This window comes from Croceibacterium segetis, assembly GCF_011320115.1.
Classification (GTDB): Bacteria; Pseudomonadota; Alphaproteobacteria; order Sphingomonadales; family Sphingomonadaceae; genus Croceibacterium_B; species Croceibacterium_B segetis.
Genome location: NZ_JAANOZ010000011.1, coordinates 41,833 through 60,880, shown reverse-complemented (window position 1 = coordinate 60,880; position 19,048 = coordinate 41,833). Strand labels below are relative to the sequence as shown.

At 68.3% G+C, this 19,048-nt stretch carries 17 protein-coding genes; 8 read left to right on the top strand and 9 right to left on the bottom strand.

Annotation, left to right across the window (positions count from 1 at the left end):
• Window positions 1–15 precede the first annotated feature (15 nt).
• On the bottom strand, window positions 16–1,293 hold the full coding sequence (locus G7B69_RS12685) for a sulfotransferase family protein (protein WP_166179845.1): 1,278 nt from the start codon (window positions 1,291–1,293) through the stop codon (window positions 16–18).
• A gap of 133 nt (window positions 1,294–1,426) precedes the next feature.
• Between G7B69_RS12685 and serS the strand changes: the two genes are divergently transcribed.
• Both serS and surE read left to right on the top strand, forming a co-directional pair.
• Entirely contained in the window at window positions 1,427–2,707 is a 1,281-nt protein-coding gene (gene serS, locus G7B69_RS12680; RefSeq protein WP_166179843.1) for a serine--tRNA ligase, read from the top strand.
• On the top strand, window positions 2,707–3,462 hold the full coding sequence (gene surE / locus G7B69_RS12675) for a 5'/3'-nucleotidase SurE (protein WP_166179841.1): 756 nt from the start codon (window positions 2,707–2,709) through the stop codon (window positions 3,460–3,462). The genes serS and surE overlap by 1 nt, the downstream gene beginning before the upstream one ends.
• Here surE and G7B69_RS12670 read toward each other — a convergent pair.
• Together G7B69_RS12670 and G7B69_RS12665 are read right to left on the bottom strand one after the other, a co-directional pair.
• On the bottom strand, window positions 3,459–3,863 hold the full coding sequence (locus tag G7B69_RS12670) for a DUF1761 domain-containing protein (protein ID WP_166179838.1): 405 nt from the start codon (window positions 3,861–3,863) through the stop codon (window positions 3,459–3,461). The two genes, surE and G7B69_RS12670, sit on opposite strands and share 4 nt — an antisense overlap.
• Before the next feature lie 10 nt (window positions 3,864–3,873).
• Window positions 3,874–4,272: a DUF1761 domain-containing protein gene (locus tag G7B69_RS12665; RefSeq protein WP_166179836.1), complete on the bottom strand. Its 399-nt coding sequence runs from the start codon at window positions 4,270–4,272 to the stop codon at window positions 3,874–3,876.
• A 126-nt stretch (window positions 4,273–4,398) separates the two neighbouring features.
• On the opposite strand from G7B69_RS12665, the gene rimO reads away from it, so the two are divergent.
• From rimO to G7B69_RS12645, 5 genes are all read left to right on the top strand, one after another.
• Window positions 4,399–5,736 carry a 30S ribosomal protein S12 methylthiotransferase RimO gene (rimO, locus tag G7B69_RS12660; RefSeq protein WP_166179913.1) on the top strand — a complete coding sequence of 446 codons (1,338 nt, stop codon included), beginning with the start codon at window positions 4,399–4,401 and terminating at the stop codon, window positions 5,734–5,736.
• A 265-nt stretch (window positions 5,737–6,001) separates the two neighbouring features.
• Window positions 6,002–6,997 carry a lysylphosphatidylglycerol synthase transmembrane domain-containing protein gene (locus G7B69_RS12655; RefSeq protein ID WP_166179834.1) on the top strand — a complete coding sequence of 332 codons (996 nt, stop codon included), beginning with the start codon at window positions 6,002–6,004 and terminating at the stop codon, window positions 6,995–6,997.
• Window positions 6,952–8,559, top strand: a complete 1,608-nt coding sequence (locus G7B69_RS16725) for a cation-translocating P-type ATPase (RefSeq protein ID WP_207786015.1) — start codon at window positions 6,952–6,954, stop codon at window positions 8,557–8,559. Before G7B69_RS12655 ends, G7B69_RS16725 begins: the two co-directional genes overlap by 46 nt.
• Window positions 8,560–8,631: 72 nt before the next feature.
• Complete coding sequence (locus tag G7B69_RS16950) at window positions 8,632–9,558, top strand: HAD-IC family P-type ATPase (RefSeq protein ID WP_207786014.1); 927 nt, start codon at window positions 8,632–8,634, stop codon at window positions 9,556–9,558.
• Between the two features lie 116 nt (window positions 9,559–9,674).
• On the top strand, window positions 9,675–10,112 hold the full coding sequence (locus G7B69_RS12645; RefSeq protein WP_166179832.1) for a hypothetical protein: 438 nt from the start codon (window positions 9,675–9,677) through the stop codon (window positions 10,110–10,112).
• A 105-nt stretch (window positions 10,113–10,217) separates the two neighbouring features.
• Here G7B69_RS12645 and G7B69_RS12640 read toward each other — a convergent pair whose 3' ends face one another.
• From G7B69_RS12640 to G7B69_RS12620, 5 genes are all read right to left on the bottom strand, one after another.
• A complete protein-coding gene (locus G7B69_RS12640; RefSeq protein WP_166179830.1) occupies window positions 10,218–11,210 on the bottom strand; it encodes an SMP-30/gluconolactonase/LRE family protein in 993 nt (330 codons plus the stop codon).
• Between the two features lie 22 nt (window positions 11,211–11,232).
• Window positions 11,233–12,003 (bottom strand): hypothetical protein, encoded by a 771-nt coding sequence (locus G7B69_RS12635; protein ID WP_166179735.1) that lies wholly within the window; start codon window positions 12,001–12,003, stop codon window positions 11,233–11,235.
• An 8-nt stretch (window positions 12,004–12,011) separates the two neighbouring features.
• Window positions 12,012–12,398, bottom strand: a complete 387-nt coding sequence (locus G7B69_RS12630) for a DUF6152 family protein (protein ID WP_166179828.1) — start codon at window positions 12,396–12,398, stop codon at window positions 12,012–12,014.
• Window positions 12,399–12,502: 104 nt separating this feature from the next.
• Window positions 12,503–16,168: a tetratricopeptide repeat protein gene (locus G7B69_RS12625; RefSeq protein WP_243415165.1), complete on the bottom strand. Its 3,666-nt coding sequence runs from the start codon at window positions 16,166–16,168 to the stop codon at window positions 12,503–12,505.
• Window positions 16,169–16,223: 55 nt separating this feature from the next.
• Entirely contained in the window at window positions 16,224–17,774 is a 1,551-nt protein-coding gene (locus G7B69_RS12620; protein ID WP_166179824.1) for a carboxylesterase/lipase family protein, read from the bottom strand.
• 88 nt (window positions 17,775–17,862) lie between these two features.
• On the opposite strand from G7B69_RS12620, the gene G7B69_RS12615 reads away from it, so the two are divergent.
• The gene (locus G7B69_RS12615; protein WP_243415161.1) at window positions 17,863–18,468 is read left to right on the top strand and encodes a TMEM175 family protein; all 606 of its coding nucleotides are present in this window, start codon (window positions 17,863–17,865) and stop codon (window positions 18,466–18,468) included.
• Here G7B69_RS12615 and G7B69_RS12610 read toward each other — a convergent pair.
• Complete coding sequence (locus G7B69_RS12610) at window positions 18,465–19,034, bottom strand: alpha-ketoglutarate-dependent dioxygenase AlkB (RefSeq protein WP_166179822.1); 570 nt, start codon at window positions 19,032–19,034, stop codon at window positions 18,465–18,467. The two genes, G7B69_RS12615 and G7B69_RS12610, sit on opposite strands and share 4 nt — an antisense overlap.
• Between the last annotated feature and the right edge of the window lie 14 nt (window positions 19,035–19,048).

Below are 19,048 nucleotides of genomic sequence, written 5' to 3'. Positions count from 1 at the left end.
GAGGCGAAGGGCTTCCTACCCGGCCGAAGCCGAGCGCCTTGCATCCGAGGCGATCTCGTAGGTTCGCATGTACTCCCCGAGCTCGTCGAGCACTCGCCGCGGCGTAAGGCCGAATTCTTCCAGGCTGTAGCGATGCCGGCGCCGATGCCGGCGATGGGTGCGCCGCTGATAGGCCTCCATCGCCGGAATGGCCGGGCCGATGTCGAAACCGAGGAAGCGATAGACCCGCTCCATCGTGCCCCGCCAGTCGCGTTCCATTTCATCGAAGTGCACGTCGACGAAGCGGCTGCGGGGGATCTTCGGGCGTACCGCGCGCATCCGTTCGATCATGACCCGCGTCGTGCGCAGCCATTCGTCGCCGATCGCGTGCGGATCGGCGTGGTCCGAATAGATCACCGTCTGATTCCATGCCAGCGAGGCAGCGCTGCCGACTACCGACAGCGGATCGCGATGGGTGAACACGATCCGCGCGTCGGGGAAGACCTTGAGCAACGCCGGCAGGTCGAGCATGTGCTGCGCCATCTTGAGCACCCACGGGCGCAAGCTCGAAGCCTGCTGCGCCCAGCCGACGAGCTTCAGCAGCCGGGCGAGCTGCTCGTAGGCGCCCGTGGCGTCGTGTTCCTCGCACCAGCGGCTGTACGACGGGATCCACCACTGCGAGGGGTGCTTCAGGCCCCAGAAGCTGTTGCACAGCAGCCCGAGCTCTTCCTCCGGCTCGAACGGCCCCGTCGGGTGAATGGTCAAGGTGTGCGGATTGGACAGCTTGGCAAGGCGCTTGAGCTTGGCCGCCAGCTCGACGCGCGAGTCATGTCCCCCGAGTTCGAAATCCGGCCGAGGCACAGGGCTGATGGTCTCGAAGCTGCGCAAATGCGTGAAGCGCGTGTCGCCCGAAAGCAGGCGATGGAGCCGCGTGGTCCCCGAGCGCATCGGCCCGACGACGACCACCGGATGCGGCAACGGACGCGCGAGGATTTCGGGATAGCGTTCGAACCACTGTTGTGCCCACAGGCGGTCGTGCAGCACCTTCTCGAATTGCTTCTTGGCAGCCCATTCGCCGGCGGCGTTGAGCCGCGCCTCACCGTGGAGCGCATCGAGCAGTTTGTCGAAAGGATCCAGAAACCACGGATCGCCGAAATCGCCGAGTCCGGTGTATTCGGCGGCGTTCGCCATCAGCGCTTCGCGTTCGAGCTTGGGCGGCTCGAGAAGCCCGGCTTTGCGCCCCAGGCGCATGCCCGCGTCGAGCAGGTCGATGAACCGGGTTCGCCGCGGTGGGTGAAGAGTCGTCTCGGGCATGTCCTTCGCGCGGCGAATTGGTCGGGGCGGCCGAAGGACCGCGTTGCAATTCAGACGCATGCCGGCGAGCCCGGTTCCCAATGCCGTGTGCGCACTGGACAATTCGCGCGGCGTGCGGGCATAGCGCCGCCCCATGCACGACCTGCGTTTCATCCGTGATAATCCCGCCGCGTTCGACGCGGGCCTTGCCGCGCGCGGCGCCGAGCCGGCGGCAGCGCGCGTTCTCGCCCTCGACGAGCGCCGGCGGGCGGTGACCACTCGGCTGCAGGAAGCGCAAAGCCGCCGCAACGAGGCTTCGAAGCTGATCGGCCAGGCAATGGGCAAAGGCGACTCAGGTGCCGCCGATGCGCTCAAGGCCGAAGTCGCCGAGCTCAAGACCGCGCTGCCGGCGCTGGAAGAGGAAGACCGCGCGCTCGGGGAGGAACTCGACGCTCTGCTCGCCGGCCTGCCGAACATTCCCGACGACAGCGTTCCGAGGGGCAGCGACGAAAGCGGCAACCAGGAAGTCGCCCGCTGGGGCCAGCAACGCAATTTCGCGTTCGTGCCGAAGGAGCACGCCGATCTCGGGCCGGCCCTGGGGCTCGACTTCGAGACCGCTGCTGCCATGTCCGGCGCGCGCTTCGCCTTCCTGCGCGGTCAGATGGCCCGGCTCGAACGCGCGCTCGGCCAGTTCATGCTCGACCTGCAGACGCAGCGTAACGGCTACGTCGAATGCGTCGTCCCGCTGCTGGTGCGCGATGAGGCGGTCTACGGCACAGGGCAGCTCCCCAAGTTTGCCGAGGACCTGTTCCAGACGACCGACGGCCGCTGGCTCATCCCGACCTCCGAGGTCAGCCTCGCCAACTCGGTGCGTGAGCAGATCCTGGGCGACCTCGCGCAGCCGATCCGGCTTACCGCGCTCACCCCGTGCTTCCGCTCCGAGGCCGGCGCGGCGGGCAAGGACACCCGCGGCTACATCCGCCAGCACCAGTTCTCCAAGGTCGAACTGGTGACGATCTGCCGCGCCGACGACTGGCAGGTCGAGCACGAGCACATGCTCGCCAGCGCCGAGAGCGTGCTGCAGGCGCTCGACCTGCCCTATCGCAAGGTGCTGCTGTGCACCGGCGACATGGGGGCGACGGCGAAGAAGACTTACGACCTCGAAGTCTGGCTGCCCGGCCAGGGCGCCTATCGCGAGATCAGCTCGGTCAGCTGGTGCGGCGATTTCCAGGCGCGGCGGATGAACGCCCGGTATCGTCCCGAGGGGCAGAGGGGCACCGCGTTCGTCCACACGCTCAACGGCTCGGGGCTGGCGGTCGGGCGCACGCTGGTGGCGGTGCTGGAGAACGGGCAGCAGGCCGACGGTTCGGTCACGGTGCCGACCGCGCTGCTCCCGTACATGGGCGGGCTCGACACGCTCACGCCGGCGCGCTGATGCGCATCCTGCTGACCAACGACGACGGCATCCACGCGCCCGGGCTGGAACTGCTGGAAGCGATTGCGGCGCGGCTGTCGGACGACGTGTGGGTCTGCGCCCCGGCGGAAGAGAACTCGGGTGCGGGCCATTCGCTGACACTCAGCCAGCCGGTCCGCCTCCACCGCCACGGCGAGAAGCGCTTCGCAGTGGCGGGCACCCCGACCGACGCGGTCAACCTGGCGCTGCGCAAGCTGTTTCCCGACCGCCAGCCCGACCTGGTGATCTCGGGCATCAACCACGGCGAGAACCTCGCCGACGACGTGACCTATTCGGGCACCATCTCCGCCGCGATGGAAGCCGCCCTCGCCGGCATTCCCGCGGTGGCGATGAGCCAGGCCTTCCGCGACTCCGGCCACGGCTTCTCGGCCGCCGAAGCCTGGGCCGCCAAGGTGCTCGCCCCGCTCACCGCCGTGCCGATCGCCCGGCGCACGGTGATCAACGTCAACTTCCCCGCCCTTCCCGCCGAGGCGGTCAAGGGCATCCGCGTGGTCCGCCAGGGTTTCCACGACTACGCCCGCGGCTCGCTCGTCGAAGGCGTCGACCCGCGCGGGCGGCCGTACTACTGGTTCGGGCTCGAGGACATCGAGCACACGCTCGACCACGGCACCGACCTCGAAGCCGTCGGCGACGGCTACATCTCGGTCACCCCGCTCCACCTCGACCTCACTCACCACGCCTCGCTCGGCACGCTGGCCGAGCGTTACGCCGGTTAGCTGAGGAGGACGAGCACCACCCCCATTACGAGGTAGGTGACGAGCCAATAGCCGGCATCGATCAGGAACAGCGCCAGCTTGCGCCCGGCGAACAGGTAGTTCACCCCATAGGCCGGGATGACGAAGCCGAGCGCCACGCCGAAGGCGACCAGTAGCGACGGCGCCAGCGCGGGATTGCCGTAAGTCCCGAACACGTGATCGAGAATGAAGGCCGAGAAAAGGTTGAGGAGGAACGCGAGGCCGAACACCATCGCCGGGTGACCGCCGCCCATCTGTTCCTTGGTCTTGCCTTCGGCCCTTAGCCACGGCTTGAGGAACAGCGGCCCGTACCACAGCCCGCCGACCGCGAAGCCCGAGACGCCGGCCACCAGGACCGCGAGCCAGTGAATTGTCGTCCCCATTAGCCTTCTCCTAGCCGAGCAGCACGAACACCAGGCCGACCGCGGTCATGCCGATCACGAAGTAGCCGGCATCGATCAGCCACAGCTTCAGCGATTTCCTCATGTAGAGGTAGGTGATGCCGATCGCCGGCGACATGATGGCCAGCCCGAACCCGCTCGCCATCATCATCTTGGCGTGATTGCCGGGATGGAGGAAGGCGAACAGGTGGCCGAGCGTCAGCACGACGATGAACTCGAGCACGAAGCAGGTGCCCATGGTCAGCGCCATGTTGCCGCCGGCCTTGAGCTGCTCGTCGCTCAGGCCCACTTCGCGCTGCCAGGCCTTGCCGAACAGCGCCGTGTACCAGACCGCCCCGAGCGCGAAGAACACGACCGTCCCGAGAACGACCGCCAACCAGTTGATGTCCATCTACCCCTCCTCTTTCCCGTTGCCCGCACCACCTAGCGCATCCGGCGCTTTGGGTGTAGGGGCGCCGCCATCGTGACATCCGCTACTCCCAACGTTCGCTCCATCCCGGAGGCGAAGAAAGTCGGCATGGTCAGCCTCGGCTGCCCCAAGGCGCTGGTCGATTCCGAGCGCATCCTCACCCGCCTGCGCGCCGACGGCTACGCGATGAGCCCCGACTACGCCGGCGCCGACGTCGTCCTCGTCAACACTTGCGGCTTCCTCGACAGCGCCAAGGAGGAGAGCCTCGACGCGATCGGCGAGGCCATCGCCGAGAACGGCCGGGTGATCGTCACCGGCTGCATGGGCGAGGAGGCGGACGTTATCCGCGCCCGCTTCCCGCAAGTCCTCGCGGTCACCGGTGCGCACCAGTACGAGCAGGTGGTCGAGGCGGTCCACGTCGCCGCACCGCCCACGCAAGGGCCGTTCGTCGACCTGATCCCGCAGCCCGACATCAAGCTGACCCCCCGCCATTACAGCTACCTCAAGATCTCCGAGGGCTGCAATCACTCCTGCGCCTTCTGCATCATCCCCCGGCTGCGCGGGAAGCTCGCCAGCCGGCGGATCGACGCCGTGCTGCGCGAAGCCGAGAAGCTCGTCGCCGCCGGGACGAAGGAGCTGCTGGTGATCAGCCAGGACACCAGCGCCTACGGCGTCGACATCCGCCACGAAGCCCGCGACTTCCACGGCCACCCGGTCCGCGCCCACATGACCGACCTCGCCCGCGAGCTCGGCCAGCTTCGCACTCCCGAGGGCCGGGTGCCGTGGGTCCGCCTGCACTACGTCTACCCCTATCCCCACGTCGACGCGGTGATCCCGCTGATGGCCGAAGGGCTGCTGACCCCCTACCTCGACATCCCCTTCCAGCACGCCAGCCCCAAGGTCCTGAAGGCGATGAAGCGCCCGGCCAACGAGGCCCGGGTGCTCGAGCGCATCAATAGCTGGCGCGCGATCGCCCCCGACCTCACCATCCGCTCCAGCTTCGTCGTCGGCTTCCCCGGCGAGACCGAGGACGACTTCGCCTACCTGCTCGACTGGCTCGGTGAGGCCCAGCTCGACCGCGTCGGCGCGTTCCGCTTCGAGCCGGTCGAAGGCGCCGCCGCCAACCTCCTGCCCGACCCGGTGCCCGAGGCGCTCAAGGAAGAGCGCTACGCCCGGCTGATGGAAGTCACCGAACGCATCAGCGCCGCCAAGCTCGCCGCCAAGGTCGGCAGGACCCTGCCGGTGATCGTCGACGAAGTCGGCGAGCCCGACGAGGACGGCGACGTGGGCGCCACCGCCCGCAGCCAGGCCGACGCCCCCGAGATCGACGGCCAGGTGTTCCTCCGCAACGTCCCCGCCACGCTCAAGCCCGGCGACTTCGCCGAGGCCACGATCGAGGACGCCGATTCGCACGACCTGTTCGGAGCGATCGCCGAAAGAGGGTGACACTTTACGGACCCTGTCACCCTGGTGTCGCCTGTATTATCTTGTTATTTCAATGGTTTGTCTCAGACGCGACGGGTGACACTTCTCCTACATGAATTCCCCGCGCCCGGCACGATTCGTGGGCGCCCGAGTGGAACATAAGCAGATCGCGGGCGTGTAGGAAAATGGTTTGCGGCCCGCCCCGGCCGGCCGGGCGAGTTTGTTGGATTCACGCCCGCACAATTACCGATCTCAGCGCCGCGCATTAGCCTGTAGGTAGGCTGGCATGGACGATCGTTCGCACCCCGCACCGCCCCAGCGCCGCGGCTGGCGCACGGCGCTGCTTGCCCTCGTCGTTCTCGCCGGATTGATCGCGCTGGTGCTGCACTGGGGCGACCTCGAGCGCTTTACCGAAATGGCCCGCGCGGCCCAGCCCGCCTGGCTGGTCGCGGCGTTCGCGCTTCAACTGGCCACTTACCTGTTCCTCGCACTCGGCTGGGCAGCGGTTCTCGACGAAGCGGGGGCGCCGCTGCCGATGCGCAAGCTGGGGCGGATCGCGTTCAACAAGCTGTTCGTCGACCAGGTCGTGCCCGCGGCCGGGATGAGCGGGAACGTGCTGCTGATCGACCGGCTGGTGGCGCTGGGCACGCCGCGCGGCGCGGCGGTGGCGGCGCTGCTGGTGTCGATGGTCGGCTACTACGCGGTCTATGCGCTGCTCGCCGTGCTCATGCTGGTCGCGCTGTGGCTGCACCATGCGGCGAGCGCGATCGTCGTCGGCCCGGTGACCGCGTTCCTGCTGGTGGCGCTGGCGATCCCTTCGCTGGCGCTATGGCTTCGCCGCAGCGGCAGCCGGTCGCTGCCCGGCTGGATCGAACGCCTGCCGCCGCTGCACCGGCTGCTGTCGATCGTCGGCGAAGCGCCCGGCCCGCTGATCCGCAACCGTCGGTTGCTGGCGCGCGTCGCCGCGTGGAACGGCCTGATCTTCCTCGCCGACGCGGTGACGCTGGCGGCGTGCCTGCGCGCGCTCGGCGGGCCATTCCTGCCGGCGACCGCGTTCATCGCGTTCATGATGGCGTCGATCGCGGTGACCCTGACGCCGCTGCCGATGGGGCTCGGCAGCTTCGAGGCGACGTGCACCGCTATGCTGGCCTTGCTCGGCATTCCGGCGGCAGCGGCGCTGGCGGCGACCCTGCTGTTGCGCATGCTCACGCTGTGGTTGCCGCTGCTGCCCGGCATGTGGATGACGATCAGGGCGAGGCGAACCCGGAAGCGGCCGGCATGACGGCCGGGTGGACGATCGACGGCGCGGCGGCGCTCAGGCAGTTCGGCACGGCCCCCGGAGGCCTTTCCGACGCCGATGCCGCCGCCCGCCTCGCGACCGCCGGCCCGAACCGGATCGAGGATCGCGAGGAGCGCGGCTGGCCGATGCTGCTGGCGCGGCAATTCCTCGGCCCCCTTGGGCTGATCCTCGTCTTCGGCGCGATCATCTCGATGGCGCTCGGCGACTGGCTCGACGCCGGCATCATCCTCGCGATCCTATTCGGCAGCGGCCTGCTCGGCTTCTCGCAGGAATACCGCGCGACCAAGGCCGTGGCGGCGTTGCGCGCGCAGCTGGCGCTGCGGGTCACCGTCAGGCGCGGCGGGAAGGAGGTGGTCGTCGCGGCGGAAACGCTGGTGCCGGGGGACGTGGTGCTGCTTTCGGCGGGCAACCTGGTCCCGGCCGACGGGGTGGTGCTCGAGACGCGCGACTGCCAGGTGACCGAGGCCGCGCTGACCGGGGAATCGATGCCGGTCGAAAAGACGCCCGGCGTCCTGCCCGAAGACACTCCGGTCGCCCAGCGCAGCAACATGCTGTTCACGGGCTCTTCGCTGCGCAGCGGAACGGCGGCGATGCTGGTCACGGAAACCGGCAAGCGCACCGAATTCGGCGCCATTGCCCGGCAGCTGAGGAAATCCGAACCCGAAACCGAATTCGCCCGCGGCATCCGCCATTTCGGGACGATGCTGCTCAAGGTGATGATCGTCATCGTGCTGGCGGTGCTGGCGGTGAACCAGTTGCTCGGCCGGCCGGTCGCCGAATCGCTGCTGTTCGCGGTGGCGCTGGCGGTGGGGCTGTCGCCCGAGATGCTGCCGGCGATCATCAGCGTGACCCTGGCCGCGGGCGCGCGCCATCTTGCCGCGGGCGGAGTGATCGTGCGCCGGCTCGATGCGATCGAGAACCTCGGCAGCATGGACGTGCTGTGCACCGACAAGACCGGCACGCTGACCGAAGGAGTGGTCAGGCTCGACGCGGCGATCGGCTGGGACGGTAGCCCGTCCGCCGAAGTCGATCGCGCCGCCTTCCTCAACGCCTCGCTCGAGACGGGCATCGCCAACCCGCTCGACGAAGCGATCACCGTGGCCGGAGCCGATCGGAAGTTCACCGTCGGCGAGGTGCGCAAGGTCGACGAGATCCCCTACGACTTCGTTCGCCGCCGGCTGACGATAGTCACCGCCGAGCCCGGTGCCGGGCACAGGATGATCACCAAGGGCGCCTTCGCGGAGGTGCTGGCGATCTGCTCGTCGCTGCGCAAAGGCGGCAAGGACGTGCCACTCGACGACAAGTCGCGCGCGGCGCTCGAGGATATGGTCCGCGAGAAGGGCACCGCCGGATTCCGCGCGCTGGCGGTGGCCGAACGGCGGGTGCGCCCGCAGGCGAAATACCGCCGCGAGGACGAGACCGGGATGACCTTCCTCGGCCTGGCGCTGTTCCTCGATCCACCCAAACGCGACGCCGCCGAGGCGCTCCGCGGCCTGCGCGCGAAGGGCATCGCGCTCAAGCTCATCACCGGCGACAATCGCTAGGTCGCCGCGCACATTGCCGGCGCAGTCGGTCTCAGCGCGAAGCGTGTGCTGACCGGCAGCGAGGTCGCGGCGATGAGCGCCGAGGCCCTGCGGCAGCGGGCGCCGCAAGTCGCAGTCTTCGCCGAGATCGACCCTCAGCAGAAGGAACGGATCATCCGCGCGCTGCAGCAGGCGGGTCACGCGGTGGGGTACATGGGCGATGGCATCAACGATGCGCCGGCGCTGCACCTCGCCGACGTCGGCATCTCGGTCGACACGGCGGTCGACGTCGCGCGCGAGAGCGCCGACATCGTCCTCCTCAAGAAGGACCTCGCGGTCCTGCAGCAGGGCGTGGTCGACGGCCGGCGCACCTTCAGCAACACGCTCAAGTACATCGTCATCACCACCAGCGCCAACTTCGGCAATATGGTCAGCATGGCGCTGGCGACGCCGCTGCTGCCGTTCCTGCCGTTGTTGCCCAAGCAAATCCTGCTCAACAACTTCCTCTCCGACATGCCTTCGATGGCGATCTCGAGCGACCGGGTGGACCCCGAGCACATCGCCACGCCGCAACGTTGGAACATCCGCCAGGTCCGGCGCTCCATGATCGCCTTCGGTCTCGTCAGCTCGCTGTTCGACCTGATGACCTTCACGGCGCTGGTGTACCTCGCGCACGCGGGCGCGGCGGTATTCCAGACGGCGTGGTTCGTGGTCTCCCTGCTGACCGAGCTCGCGGTGTTGTTCGTCCTGCGCACGCGCCGCTTCGCCTTGCGCAGCCGGCCCTCCCCTCTGCTCCTTGGAAGTGCGCTGGCCATCGCCGCAGCGGCGCTGGCGCTGCCTTTCGTTCCCCTGTCGCGAGAGGCGTTCGGGCTGGTGCCGCTCAGCCCGTTTCTCCTCGCGGGAACGGTCGGCATCACACTGGCTTATGCGGCGGCAACGGAACTGGCGAAGCGATTTGTGATGCGATCCCGCCGCTCATCACATGCCGCTCTCCATTCACCCCACACTCCGCAAACCTGAACGGAACCTGCCAGCAGGTTTCGGGTTCGGTTCAAGTGTGCTATGTCACAACCCACTGCAATGCCCCGCGAATCGTCCGGCATTGGGGCCGGCGCCGCGGGCAGCGGAGATTGACCATGACCTTCCTCAAGAAAGCCCTGCTCGGCACCGCTGCGGCCGCCACGGCGCTCGCCACGGCCGCGCCGGCCGACGCGCGGACCTACTACCGCCACTATCGCCACCACGGCGACGACGCCGCCATCGCCATCGGCGCGGGCATCCTCGGCCTCGCGATCGGCGCTGCCGCCGCCTCGGGCAGCCGCGGCTATTACAACAACGGCTACTACAACGGCGGCTACTACAACGGTTACTACAACCGCCCCGGGGTCAGCTTCTATTACGAGACCTACCCGAACTACTACAACTACAACAACGGCTACTACTACAACGGCTACCGCTACTACGACGGCTGGTTCTACGATGGGCGCGGCTATCGCATGTACGACCGCTATTCGTGGGATCGCCGCTGGGGCGACCGCCGCTACGACCGCTATCGCAGCTATCGCGGCTACTGAGCGAACCCGCTTCGCCGACATGAAGACGCCGGGCTCCGCGAGGAGTCCGGCGTTTTCATTGCGGGCTGCTCCGCGCTCCCGCTTGCGGGAGGGAGACTTCGCGCCCTACTTCGGCCCCGCCGCCAGGGTGGCGACCTTGTAGATGGTCATCGCGTCGTTGCGCACACCGTCGGGCGTGTGCCATTCCTTGCCGTCGGGATCGGTGCCGCCCATCGCGCCGACGTAGAGCGTGCGCCGGTCGGGCCCGGCGAAGGCGAGGGTGATCGAGCGGCGCGGGACCGGGATCACGCCGAGCTCCTTGCCGCCCGGTTCGATCACGTGAATGCCCGCGTCGCCGGTGACGTAGAGCCGGCCGGCGCTGTCGACTTCCAGCCCGTCGCCACCGAAGCCCTTCTCCTCGTTCGCCAGGGTGACGAAGTCGCGCTTGTTGCTCGCCGTGCCGTTCGGGTCGACGTCGAAGGCGACGATCGTCTGCTTGTTGGTGACGTAGAGCGTCTTGCCGTCGGGGCTGAGCACGACGCCGTTGGTGAACATCCCGCCGCCCTCGGCCACCGTGCTGACGGTGCCGTCGGCGGCGACGTGGTAAAGCCCGCCCTGGGTGTACCAGGCACCGCCGTGGCCGTCGGCCTGGATGTCGTTCAGCCGGCCGAGGCCCTTGCCGTCGGCGAACTTGTCGGCCAGCACCTTGTGCTCCGGGGCGATCTGGGTGACGCGGGTGAGCTCCTTGCAGTCGGCCTTGAGGCCGGGATCGGTGCAGGTGCGCTCGACCGCGAAGACCCGCCCGGCGGCGTCGACCGAGACCGCGCCGGCGCCCTTGACGTAAGGCCAGGCGGCCCAGGTGCGCCCGTCGGGCCACAGCTTCATCACCGTGTTGGCCTGTTCCTGCCCGAACAGCAGCGAGCCGTCGGGCGCGGTGGCCATGCCGTCGGCGTTGAACGGCCCCTGCCATACGCGCTGCCACTTGGCGCCCTTGGCGATCACCCCGGGGATGGCGGCGATCACCGCCGGCTTCTCGCCGGTGGGCTGCTGCTGCGCCGCGAGCGGGGCCGCGAGGGCCAGCGCCAGCGCGGCGACGGCGATGTGGTTGCGAATTCTCATGAGTTCTCCCCTTCGTGGGCGATTATTCGCCGGACTGCCCGACCTTCGACGGCGCGATGCCGGTGTCGGTGCCGCATTCGGTGCGGTCGTTGTCGTAATTGTCGTAGACCATTCGTTCGAACCCAACGGCGGGCTGGAACGAAAGGCGGTTCCTCCACGGCCCGGTGAGCGTCGTCGGATCCTCGATGGTTATGTCGTCGACCAGGTGGCCGGGCTTGTCCATGCGGATGCGCTGGACGTAGTGCGCCTTCTCCGACAGCGGCGGGGCGCCGTGGAAGTATTCGTGCGGGTTCTTCACCGCGATGGTGTCGATCACCAGCGTGTCGCCCTCCCAGTGGCCGATCGAATCGCCCCACACGGTCGGCCACAGGTCGTCCTCCGACGGATGCGCCTTGGCCATGCGCACGTCGGTGACGTCGCGGTAGGCGTTGACGACGAGGACCTTGTCGCGGGCGATGAAGAACTGGATCGGCGCGTCGGCATTCATCATCATCGGGAAGCCCCAGCCGAGCGCGCGGCAGTTGGCGGTCTCTCCCTGGCGCGCGGCCTGGCGGCGCTTGCCTTCCTCGTTCCACGGCGCACCGAAGCCGAACAGCGGCCGGTTGAAGCCGCCCGACGTCGCGGTCTTGCCCTCGACCCGCGCCTCGGTGATCGATTCGGACAGCCCGCTGATCGCGGTGTCGGTGCCCTCCGGCTCCCACAACCCGCTCCAGTCGGGGAGCCTGGCCGGGGACTGGCCCACGGCCGGTCCGGCGACGAATGCGAGCAGCGCCGCGGCTGCCAGCCCAGCCATCCTCATCGTCAGGACGTCCGCGCCAGCGACTTGCCGATCTGCTTGCCGTCGGCGGTACTGGCGGTGAGCACGATCCCGCCCGGCTCGCCGTTGCGCAGCGGGTTGAGCGTCACGGTGATCTGGTTGCCGGCCTTGAGGCTCGAAGGGCGCCAACCCTTGGCATAAAGGTACATCGGCGCGCCCATCTCGAGGCTCCATTCGGTCTCGGCCCCCTTGGCGTCCTTGGCCACCAGCTGGATGTAGCAATGCGGGTTGGTCCACTGGAACTGCTTGACGGTGCCCGAGATGGTGACCGTCTTGGTCTGGTCGAACATCGCCATCGAATGGTGCGCCTGAACCGGAAGGGCGGGCAAGCAAAGGGCCAGCGCGGCAGCGCAAGCGATCGGAAAACGCATAAATCCAACTCCCGAGGGCTCAATGACGGCCCTTGTTGACTCGGTCTAGTCTGGCATCTCCCGAAGCATTCGTCACTACCGGAATCCGCATGCCGGCGAAGGAGTTAGCTCGCCAGCTCCTGCGGAACGGCCATGCCGAGCGTTCTGTAGCGCTCGACGATGTCGTTCTGCTGCTTGCGCGCGGCGGCCAGGTCTTGCCTGGCACCGTCGACATCGCCGAGGTGAAACCGCGCGACCGCACGCCCGAGCAGTGAAGGCGCCATCGTCGGCATCTTGGCGAGGGCCCGGTCGTAGTCGGTCTTCGCATCGGCATAGCGGCCCATCTGCAGATAGACGGTCGCGCGACTGTCGAGCGTGGGCGGGGCATCGGGAGAAAGGCTCAGCGACTCGTCGCATTCCTTCAGCGCCTGCTCCAGGTCCACTCCCGCGGCCGCCTTGCGGTAGCACAGGCTGTTGAGCTGCATGGCCCCCACCGCGCGGTCGCCGGCCGCCGCAAAGTCCTTCTCCGCCGCCGCTCGCTGGCCGGCGCGCCACAGCTCGATGCCGCGGGAGACCAGGTAGCCGGTCTCCTCCGGCTCCTTGGCGATGACGGTATCGTAGACCTTCGCCGCGGCGGCGTGGTCGCCCTTGCGGGCCAGCAGATCGGCCTTCATCGCCAGCGCCGGGGCGAACTCCGGATCCATCTTCAGCGCGGTGTCGACGTCGGCCAGCCGCGCCTCGATCGCGTCGAACGGGCGGATGTCGGCCCGATTGAGGTACATGTAGGGCTCGGGCGCCAGGGCGATCGCACGGTCGATCGCCGCGACCGCGTCGTCGTGCCGATCGTACGCCTGGTAGATCTTGCCGGCGATGACGTGAGCCAACGGCATTTGCGGATTGGCCTCGGTGACCGTCTTGGCCACCGCCAGCGATTCCTCGCGGCGGCCGAGATTGCGCAAAAGGTTCGCCTTGAGCAGGTACAGGTCGACGTTTTTCGGATCGCCCGCCAGCGCCCGCTCGGCATCCGCCAGGGCGGCTTCGCTTTGCCCCTTGCCGTAGAGCAGCGAGGCCCGCGTGTAGAGCGCCGGCTGGAAATCCGGACCGAGCTTCAGCGCTTCATTCAAGTCGGACAACTGGCCGTCGACATCCTTCGCCTCGCGCAGCAGCGCCTTGGCGTAGAACGACTGGGGCGTGGGCGCCGAATCGACCGGCGGGCCGGCGATGGCCCTGGCCTTGTCGGCCATTCCGAGCTGGGTCAGCATCTGCTTCGCCAGCGTCGCGGCGTCGACGTTGCCGGCGTTGGCCGCCACCATGCGCTGGATTTCCGCCACGGCGTCGTCCGGTTTTTTGCGAGTGGTGAGGGCGAATGTGCGCAAGGCGTACATTTGCAGGTTGTCGGGCTTGAGATCGATCGCCTTCTGCGCATCGGCCATGGCCGCATCGACCTTGCCGGCGCCGTAGTTGGCCTGGGCCCGGCGGGCATAGGCGAAATCGTCCTTGGGGTTCACGGCAATGGCCTGGCCGTAGGCGTCGATCGCCACGGTATAGGCCCGGCGCTGCTCGGCGACGATGCCGCGGCCGTGCAACATGTAGAGGTTCTGCGGGTCGATCGCCGCGGCCTTGTCGAGCGACGCGGTCGCCTCGCTCAACTTGCCCAGATAGGCTTCGGCGATCCCGCGATCGGCCCACGCAAGGGCGTTCTTCGCGTCCAGATCGGTGGCTCGCTGGAAGCGCTCGAGCGCATCGGCATTCTTGCCGAGGTTGAGGAACGAATTGCCCAGGGTAACGAGTGCATCGGGGTCGTCGTCCGGCGTCTCCTTGGCGACGACCGCGAGATCGCCCTCGGTCATCCGGTAGCTGTTGGGAATCCTCAGATATACCGAATTCTGGCTGAGCTCACGCAGGCGCTTTGCCGCTGCCGTGGCGTCCTTGTAGGCGATTTCCGGCACCAGGCTGCGCGAGGTGCGCTCGATCATGAAACGATTGCCTGTCAGGCTGGCGTGGCGGTGGTATTCGACCCCGGCGATCGTCTCGTCGACCTCGGTCGTGTCGCCGCTGACCTTGCCGGTGAAAGTCGGCGGCAGCAGTATGGTCTCGCGCGTCCGCACGAAGAAGGGGTAGCTGACGGCGAACGGCGCATCGTGCCCCGCCCCGGCCGCGCGGCTGAAATCGGGGCGATAGCCGACCCCGGTCTCGTCGGTTTCGTACCAGCCGTCCTTCCAGTCCAGGGTGGCGGTGCCCTGCATCGTCAGATGCAGCTCGACCTGGTCCTGGTCGAAAGCGAGGTCGTAGGTCTGCGGATCGATGAAATCGAAGCGGCTGCGCCAGAATTTCCGCAAGGCCTCGTCGCGCGCGTTGCCGGCCAAGCTGGCGAGCATCTGGTTGGTGCCGAGCGCGTTGTCGCCGCGAAGCGTCAGCTCGAGCTTGGCCGGGACCGGGGCGCGAATGCCCCTGGTCCCATCGAGCTCGATCGTCATGTCCGAATCCGGCTGCTCGAGCGGCGGAGGAAGTATCCGCACGAGCGCGGCCGCGTCCTTGCTGATCGGCAATCCCCAGCCGAAGTTGGGAACGGGGAGCCGCGCCAGGCCGGTATCGCCGGTGCGCGTGCCGTCGAGCCAGTAGGTCTTCCCGGCGATCTTCGCCCGCACGAGGATGTGGTTGAACATCCCGACCGCCGGAAGGCGATCCGCCACGACGTCGCCGAAGCCGGCATTGACGACCACCGGCTCGGCCTCGACGCCGAGCTCGTGGAGCAGCCCGAGGAGCAGCGCGGTCTTCGCCTTGCAGTCACCGAAACGGCGCGCCCAGGTGTCCGCCGCGTCGGCCGGCACGAGGCCCCCGGTACCCATTTCCAGCGCGACGTAACGGATCCGGCTCTCGACCAGCTGCAGCGCCGCGCCCGCGCGCTTGACCGGATCGGCGGACGATGCGCGGATCTTCTCCAGTTCCACCCGCAAGGGCCCGGTGGAGGGGATTTTCGAAGCCTTCCGGTAAAGCGGAACGAACAGGTTGGCCACGTCGCCCCACGAGGCGAAATCGGTCGCTTCCGCCATGCGCGCGACGCCGTAGCGCGGCGGGGCGTCGTTGGGGGGAATGACAGGCTGGACGTTCTCGAGTGAAATGGATGCGCGTTCGAAGCCGTCCACGAGCGTGCGCGACCATCGCGGCAGGTCGTCCGTTTCGGCCAGCCGCATGGCTTTGCCCTGCGGCCATTCGACGGATACGTCGACGCGGCCGGCCGCAAGGTTGAGCGGGCCGAGGACATCTTCGGCATGAGATCCGGTCACCGGATTCCTGCTGACCTTGGTCGAAACCGCTTCGAGCACATCGCCGACCTGCAGTCCTTCGGGCATGAGGCTGGCCGTCAGCGTTCCCGTCAGCGTCGCCTGCTCGAGGTCCTGCTCGCGGCGAAGGATTGTGAAGGTTTGCCCTTCGCCGAGGACGTCGATCGTCTTGTCACCGCGATGGATGAGCACCCGGTTGACGGTCAGGTCCTCCGTCTCCGGTTCCCACGAGAAGGTGATATTGCCGGCCTGCAGACCTTCCGGCTTGAGGAACTTCAGCGAGATGACGGAATAGGTCTGCTGGGCATCCCCTTCGAAACGGACCTGGTGCTCCAGCTGGACGATTTCGACCGGCAGGTCGCCGGGCTTCGATGGTTCGGCGGCCGGTGGATGCGCCACGACCCATTGGGGGGGCGGGCCGAGGAGCACCTTGTCGCCCGCGTGAGCCTGCCCGGCAGCCGCGAGGGCCGCTGCCGATGCTGCCAGGCTGAGGCATTTCAGTCTCATCCGCACCCCCAATTACCCTGGATGATGTCCCCCGCCGCCGGAAATGGCAAGCAGCCTACCGGGCGCGGCGCCAGGCGTAATAGTTCGCCAGCGCCTTGAGACGCCACTCGAGCGGCAGCGGAATCGGCTTGTTGTCCTTGCCGAGCGCCATCACGGTGATCTTGCCGGGCTGGAACTTCGGCCACTTGGGCAGGCCGGGGCCGTTGGGATCGCCGGTCTTGGCGAAGTTGACCCAGTAGCTCTGCAGTTCGTGCGACAGCGCGCGATCTTCGTCGCTCCACGCCGCTCGGCCCGGGCGGTGATCCTCGTTGGCAAAGACCAGGGGCACCTCGCTGCCGTGGCCCGAGCCTTCGGGGTTCGCGTCGGTCGGGCGGTGAAAATAGTATGCGTAGGCCGGCGCACGGCCGTTCTGCGCCTGCAACGTGGCCCAGGCGAACATGTTCGAGGTGAAGGTGGTTTCGGTCATCAGGTTCTTGGCCGAGCGGGTCGCCTGGACATCGGTCTCGTGCGGATAGGCGGCGAGGATTTCGTCGGCCTTGGCGCCGTAACCGTCACGGACCTGCCTCTCGAACTCGGCCGGGGTCACCGTGCGGCGGCCGCCGAATACCGCGGCTTCGTCCGAGGTTGAGCCGACGAGCACCGGCACGTCGTTGAAACGGCCCTGCCGCCACAGCAGCGCCTGGTCGCCGGGGATCACGTAGCCGTCCATCACCGGCCCGAAGCGCGGCGCGCCCTTGTCGTGCTGCGCCGCTTCGAGCTTCTCGGCCGGCAGAGCCCGCGCCTCGGTCAGCGTGTTGGCGCCGAGCGCGGAGAGCCAGGCCTTGCCTCTGGCGTCGGCCTCGGCCTGCAAGGGCACGCCGGCGGCGGCGAACGAGCCCGGCGGGGCGAAGTTGGCCCCGCTTTCGGCGATGGCGCCGCGGAACAGGCCGCGCGCGAGCGGCGAGGCGACCAGTTCGCTCACCGCCATGCTGCCCGCCGAGTGGCCCATGATGGTGACCTTGGCCGGGTCGCCGCCGAAGCGGGCGATGTTGTCGTGCACCCACCGGAGCCCGGCGACGAGGTCGAGGAGCCCGTAGTTGCCCGAGCCGTGGCCGCTCTCGGCGCTCAGTTCCGGCGTGGCGAGGAAGCCGAACGGCCCGACGCGGTACGACAGGCTGACCAGCACCAGGCCCTGGTGCGCGAAGTTCGCCCCGTCGTACATCGGCACGCTGGTGGCGCCCGAGTTGAACCCGCCGCCGTAGATCCAGGCGATCACCGGCAGCTTGTCGGCGGGCGTGTTGGCCGGGGTCCACACGTCGATGTAGAGGCAGTCTTCCGACTGCGCGGCGGTGCTGCCCATCTGCGCGAGGATCGCGCCTTGCAGGCACGCCGGGCCGAAGGCGACGGTCTTGCGCACGCCCTGCCACGGCGCGGGCGGCTGCGGCGCTTTCCAGCGGAGCTCGCCGACGGGCGGCGCGGCAAACGGAATGCCCTTGAACTCGCCGATCCCGTCGACCACCTCTCCCTGCACCGCGCCGGCCGTGGTCTGCGCCTGCGAAATCGCTGCTTGTGCCGGCGAGGTCAGCAGCGACAGCGCGGCGCCGAGCGCGACCAGTGCCTGTTTCATGGCGACCCCTCCATCTGTCTCTACGGAGAATGTGCCGCATGGCGCGGGGATCGTCCAGCTTTCCAAGTGCCTCCGCTTGCCGCTATTCGTGCCGCACCATTTCGAAGGGACGGCGATGGACACCAGGCGGCTCGAGGCGTTCAGCGACGGTGTGCTGGCGATCATCATCACCATCATGGTGCTCGAGCTGAAGGCGCCGCACGATGCGAGCCCGGCGGCGCTGTGGCCGCTCTGGCCGGTGTTCCTCAGCTACGTGCTGAGCTTCGTCTACATCGGCATCTACTGGAACAATCACCACCACATGCTCCACGTGACCGACCGGGTGACCGGCGGCATCCTGTGGGCCAACCTGCACTTGCTGTTCTGGCTCAGCCTCCTGCCGTTCGGCACCGCGTGGATGGGTGAGAACCACTTCGCCCGCTGGCCGACGATGACCTACGGCGCCAACCTGCTCGCCTGCGCGATCGCCTATGTCGTCCTCCAGCGGCGGATCATCGCCGCCGAAGGACCGGACGGAGCGCTCGCGCTGGCGATCGGGCGCGACCTGAAGGGCAAGCTCTCGCCGCTGTTCTACCTCGCCGGAATCGCAGCCGCGTGGCTGTGGCAGCCCGAAGCCGGGATGGCGCTGTTCGTCGCGGCGGCGCTGATCTGGCTGGTGCCCGACCGACGGATCGAGCGGGCGGTGGCGGGTTAGCGCAGCGTTCGCAAGGTGATCGAGCGGCGGGTGACGCCCTGCGGGACGATCGAGTGCTCCCACTCGCGGCGCACTTCGCCGGAGAGCAGGTAGAGCGAGCGCGGTGGCAGGCCGACGGCACGGCGGTCGAAGCCGCTTTCGGTACGCCGGCGCAAGCGCAGGACGCAAGGGGCGCCGAGCGAGAGGCCGAGCACCTCGCCGTATTGCGGACGGTCGCGGTGCCAGCCGATCCCGGCGCCGGGGTCGTAGCGAATCAGCAGCGCGGCCTCGAACGCGCCCGGGTCGCGCCCGACTTGCGGCGCCAGCTTGTCGCGCGCGGCGACGAGCCAGTCCGGCAGCGGCGGGGCATCGTTCAGCTTGTGGCGGCTGAAGTCGTAGGCCGAGCCGTAATGCACGGTCAGCCGCTTGCCTTCCCACTGGCCGAACTGGAACGGGGCCAGCGGCGCCGCGTCGATCCGGGCGGCGAGCTCGGCCTCCTCGGCCGGAGTGACCGCCTCGCGCACCAGCGCCAGCCCCGGCACGGCCGGCGGCTCCTCGACAGCAAACAGTTCGCCCTGGATCGACATCGCTCTATAGGGGC

Bases quoted from the DNA above. Each gene is read 5' to 3' on its own strand.
- G7B69_RS12685 (WP_166179845.1), bottom strand. From the start codon at position 1,293: ATGCCCGAGACGACTCTTCACCCACCGCGGCGAACCCGGTTCATCGAC.
- G7B69_RS12635 (WP_166179735.1), bottom strand. From the start codon at position 12,003: ATGGCTGGGCTGGCAGCCGCGGCGCTGCTCGCATTCGTCGCCGGACCG.
- G7B69_RS16950 (WP_207786014.1), top strand. From the start codon at position 8,632: ATGAGCGCCGAGGCCCTGCGGCAGCGGGCGCCGCAAGTCGCAGTCTTC.
- G7B69_RS12620 (WP_166179824.1), bottom strand. From the start codon at position 17,774: ATGAAACAGGCACTGGTCGCGCTCGGCGCCGCGCTGTCGCTGCTGACC.
- G7B69_RS12655 (WP_166179834.1), top strand. From the start codon at position 6,002: ATGGACGATCGTTCGCACCCCGCACCGCCCCAGCGCCGCGGCTGGCGC.
- G7B69_RS12645 (WP_166179832.1), top strand. From the start codon at position 9,675: ATGACCTTCCTCAAGAAAGCCCTGCTCGGCACCGCTGCGGCCGCCACG.
- G7B69_RS12665 (WP_166179836.1), bottom strand. From the start codon at position 4,272: ATGGACATCAACTGGTTGGCGGTCGTTCTCGGGACGGTCGTGTTCTTC.
- surE (WP_166179841.1), top strand. From the start codon at position 2,707: ATGCGCATCCTGCTGACCAACGACGACGGCATCCACGCGCCCGGGCTG.
- G7B69_RS12610 (WP_166179822.1), bottom strand. From the start codon at position 19,034: ATGTCGATCCAGGGCGAACTGTTTGCTGTCGAGGAGCCGCCGGCCGTG.
- G7B69_RS12630 (WP_166179828.1), bottom strand. From the start codon at position 12,398: ATGCGTTTTCCGATCGCTTGCGCTGCCGCGCTGGCCCTTTGCTTGCCC.
- G7B69_RS12670 (WP_166179838.1), bottom strand. From the start codon at position 3,863: ATGGGGACGACAATTCACTGGCTCGCGGTCCTGGTGGCCGGCGTCTCG.
- rimO (WP_166179913.1), top strand. From the start codon at position 4,399: ATGGTCAGCCTCGGCTGCCCCAAGGCGCTGGTCGATTCCGAGCGCATC.
- G7B69_RS12640 (WP_166179830.1), bottom strand. From the start codon at position 11,210: ATGAGAATTCGCAACCACATCGCCGTCGCCGCGCTGGCGCTGGCCCTC.
- serS (WP_166179843.1), top strand. From the start codon at position 1,427: ATGCACGACCTGCGTTTCATCCGTGATAATCCCGCCGCGTTCGACGCG.
- G7B69_RS12625 (WP_243415165.1), bottom strand. From the start codon at position 16,168: ATGAGACTGAAATGCCTCAGCCTGGCAGCATCGGCAGCGGCCCTCGCG.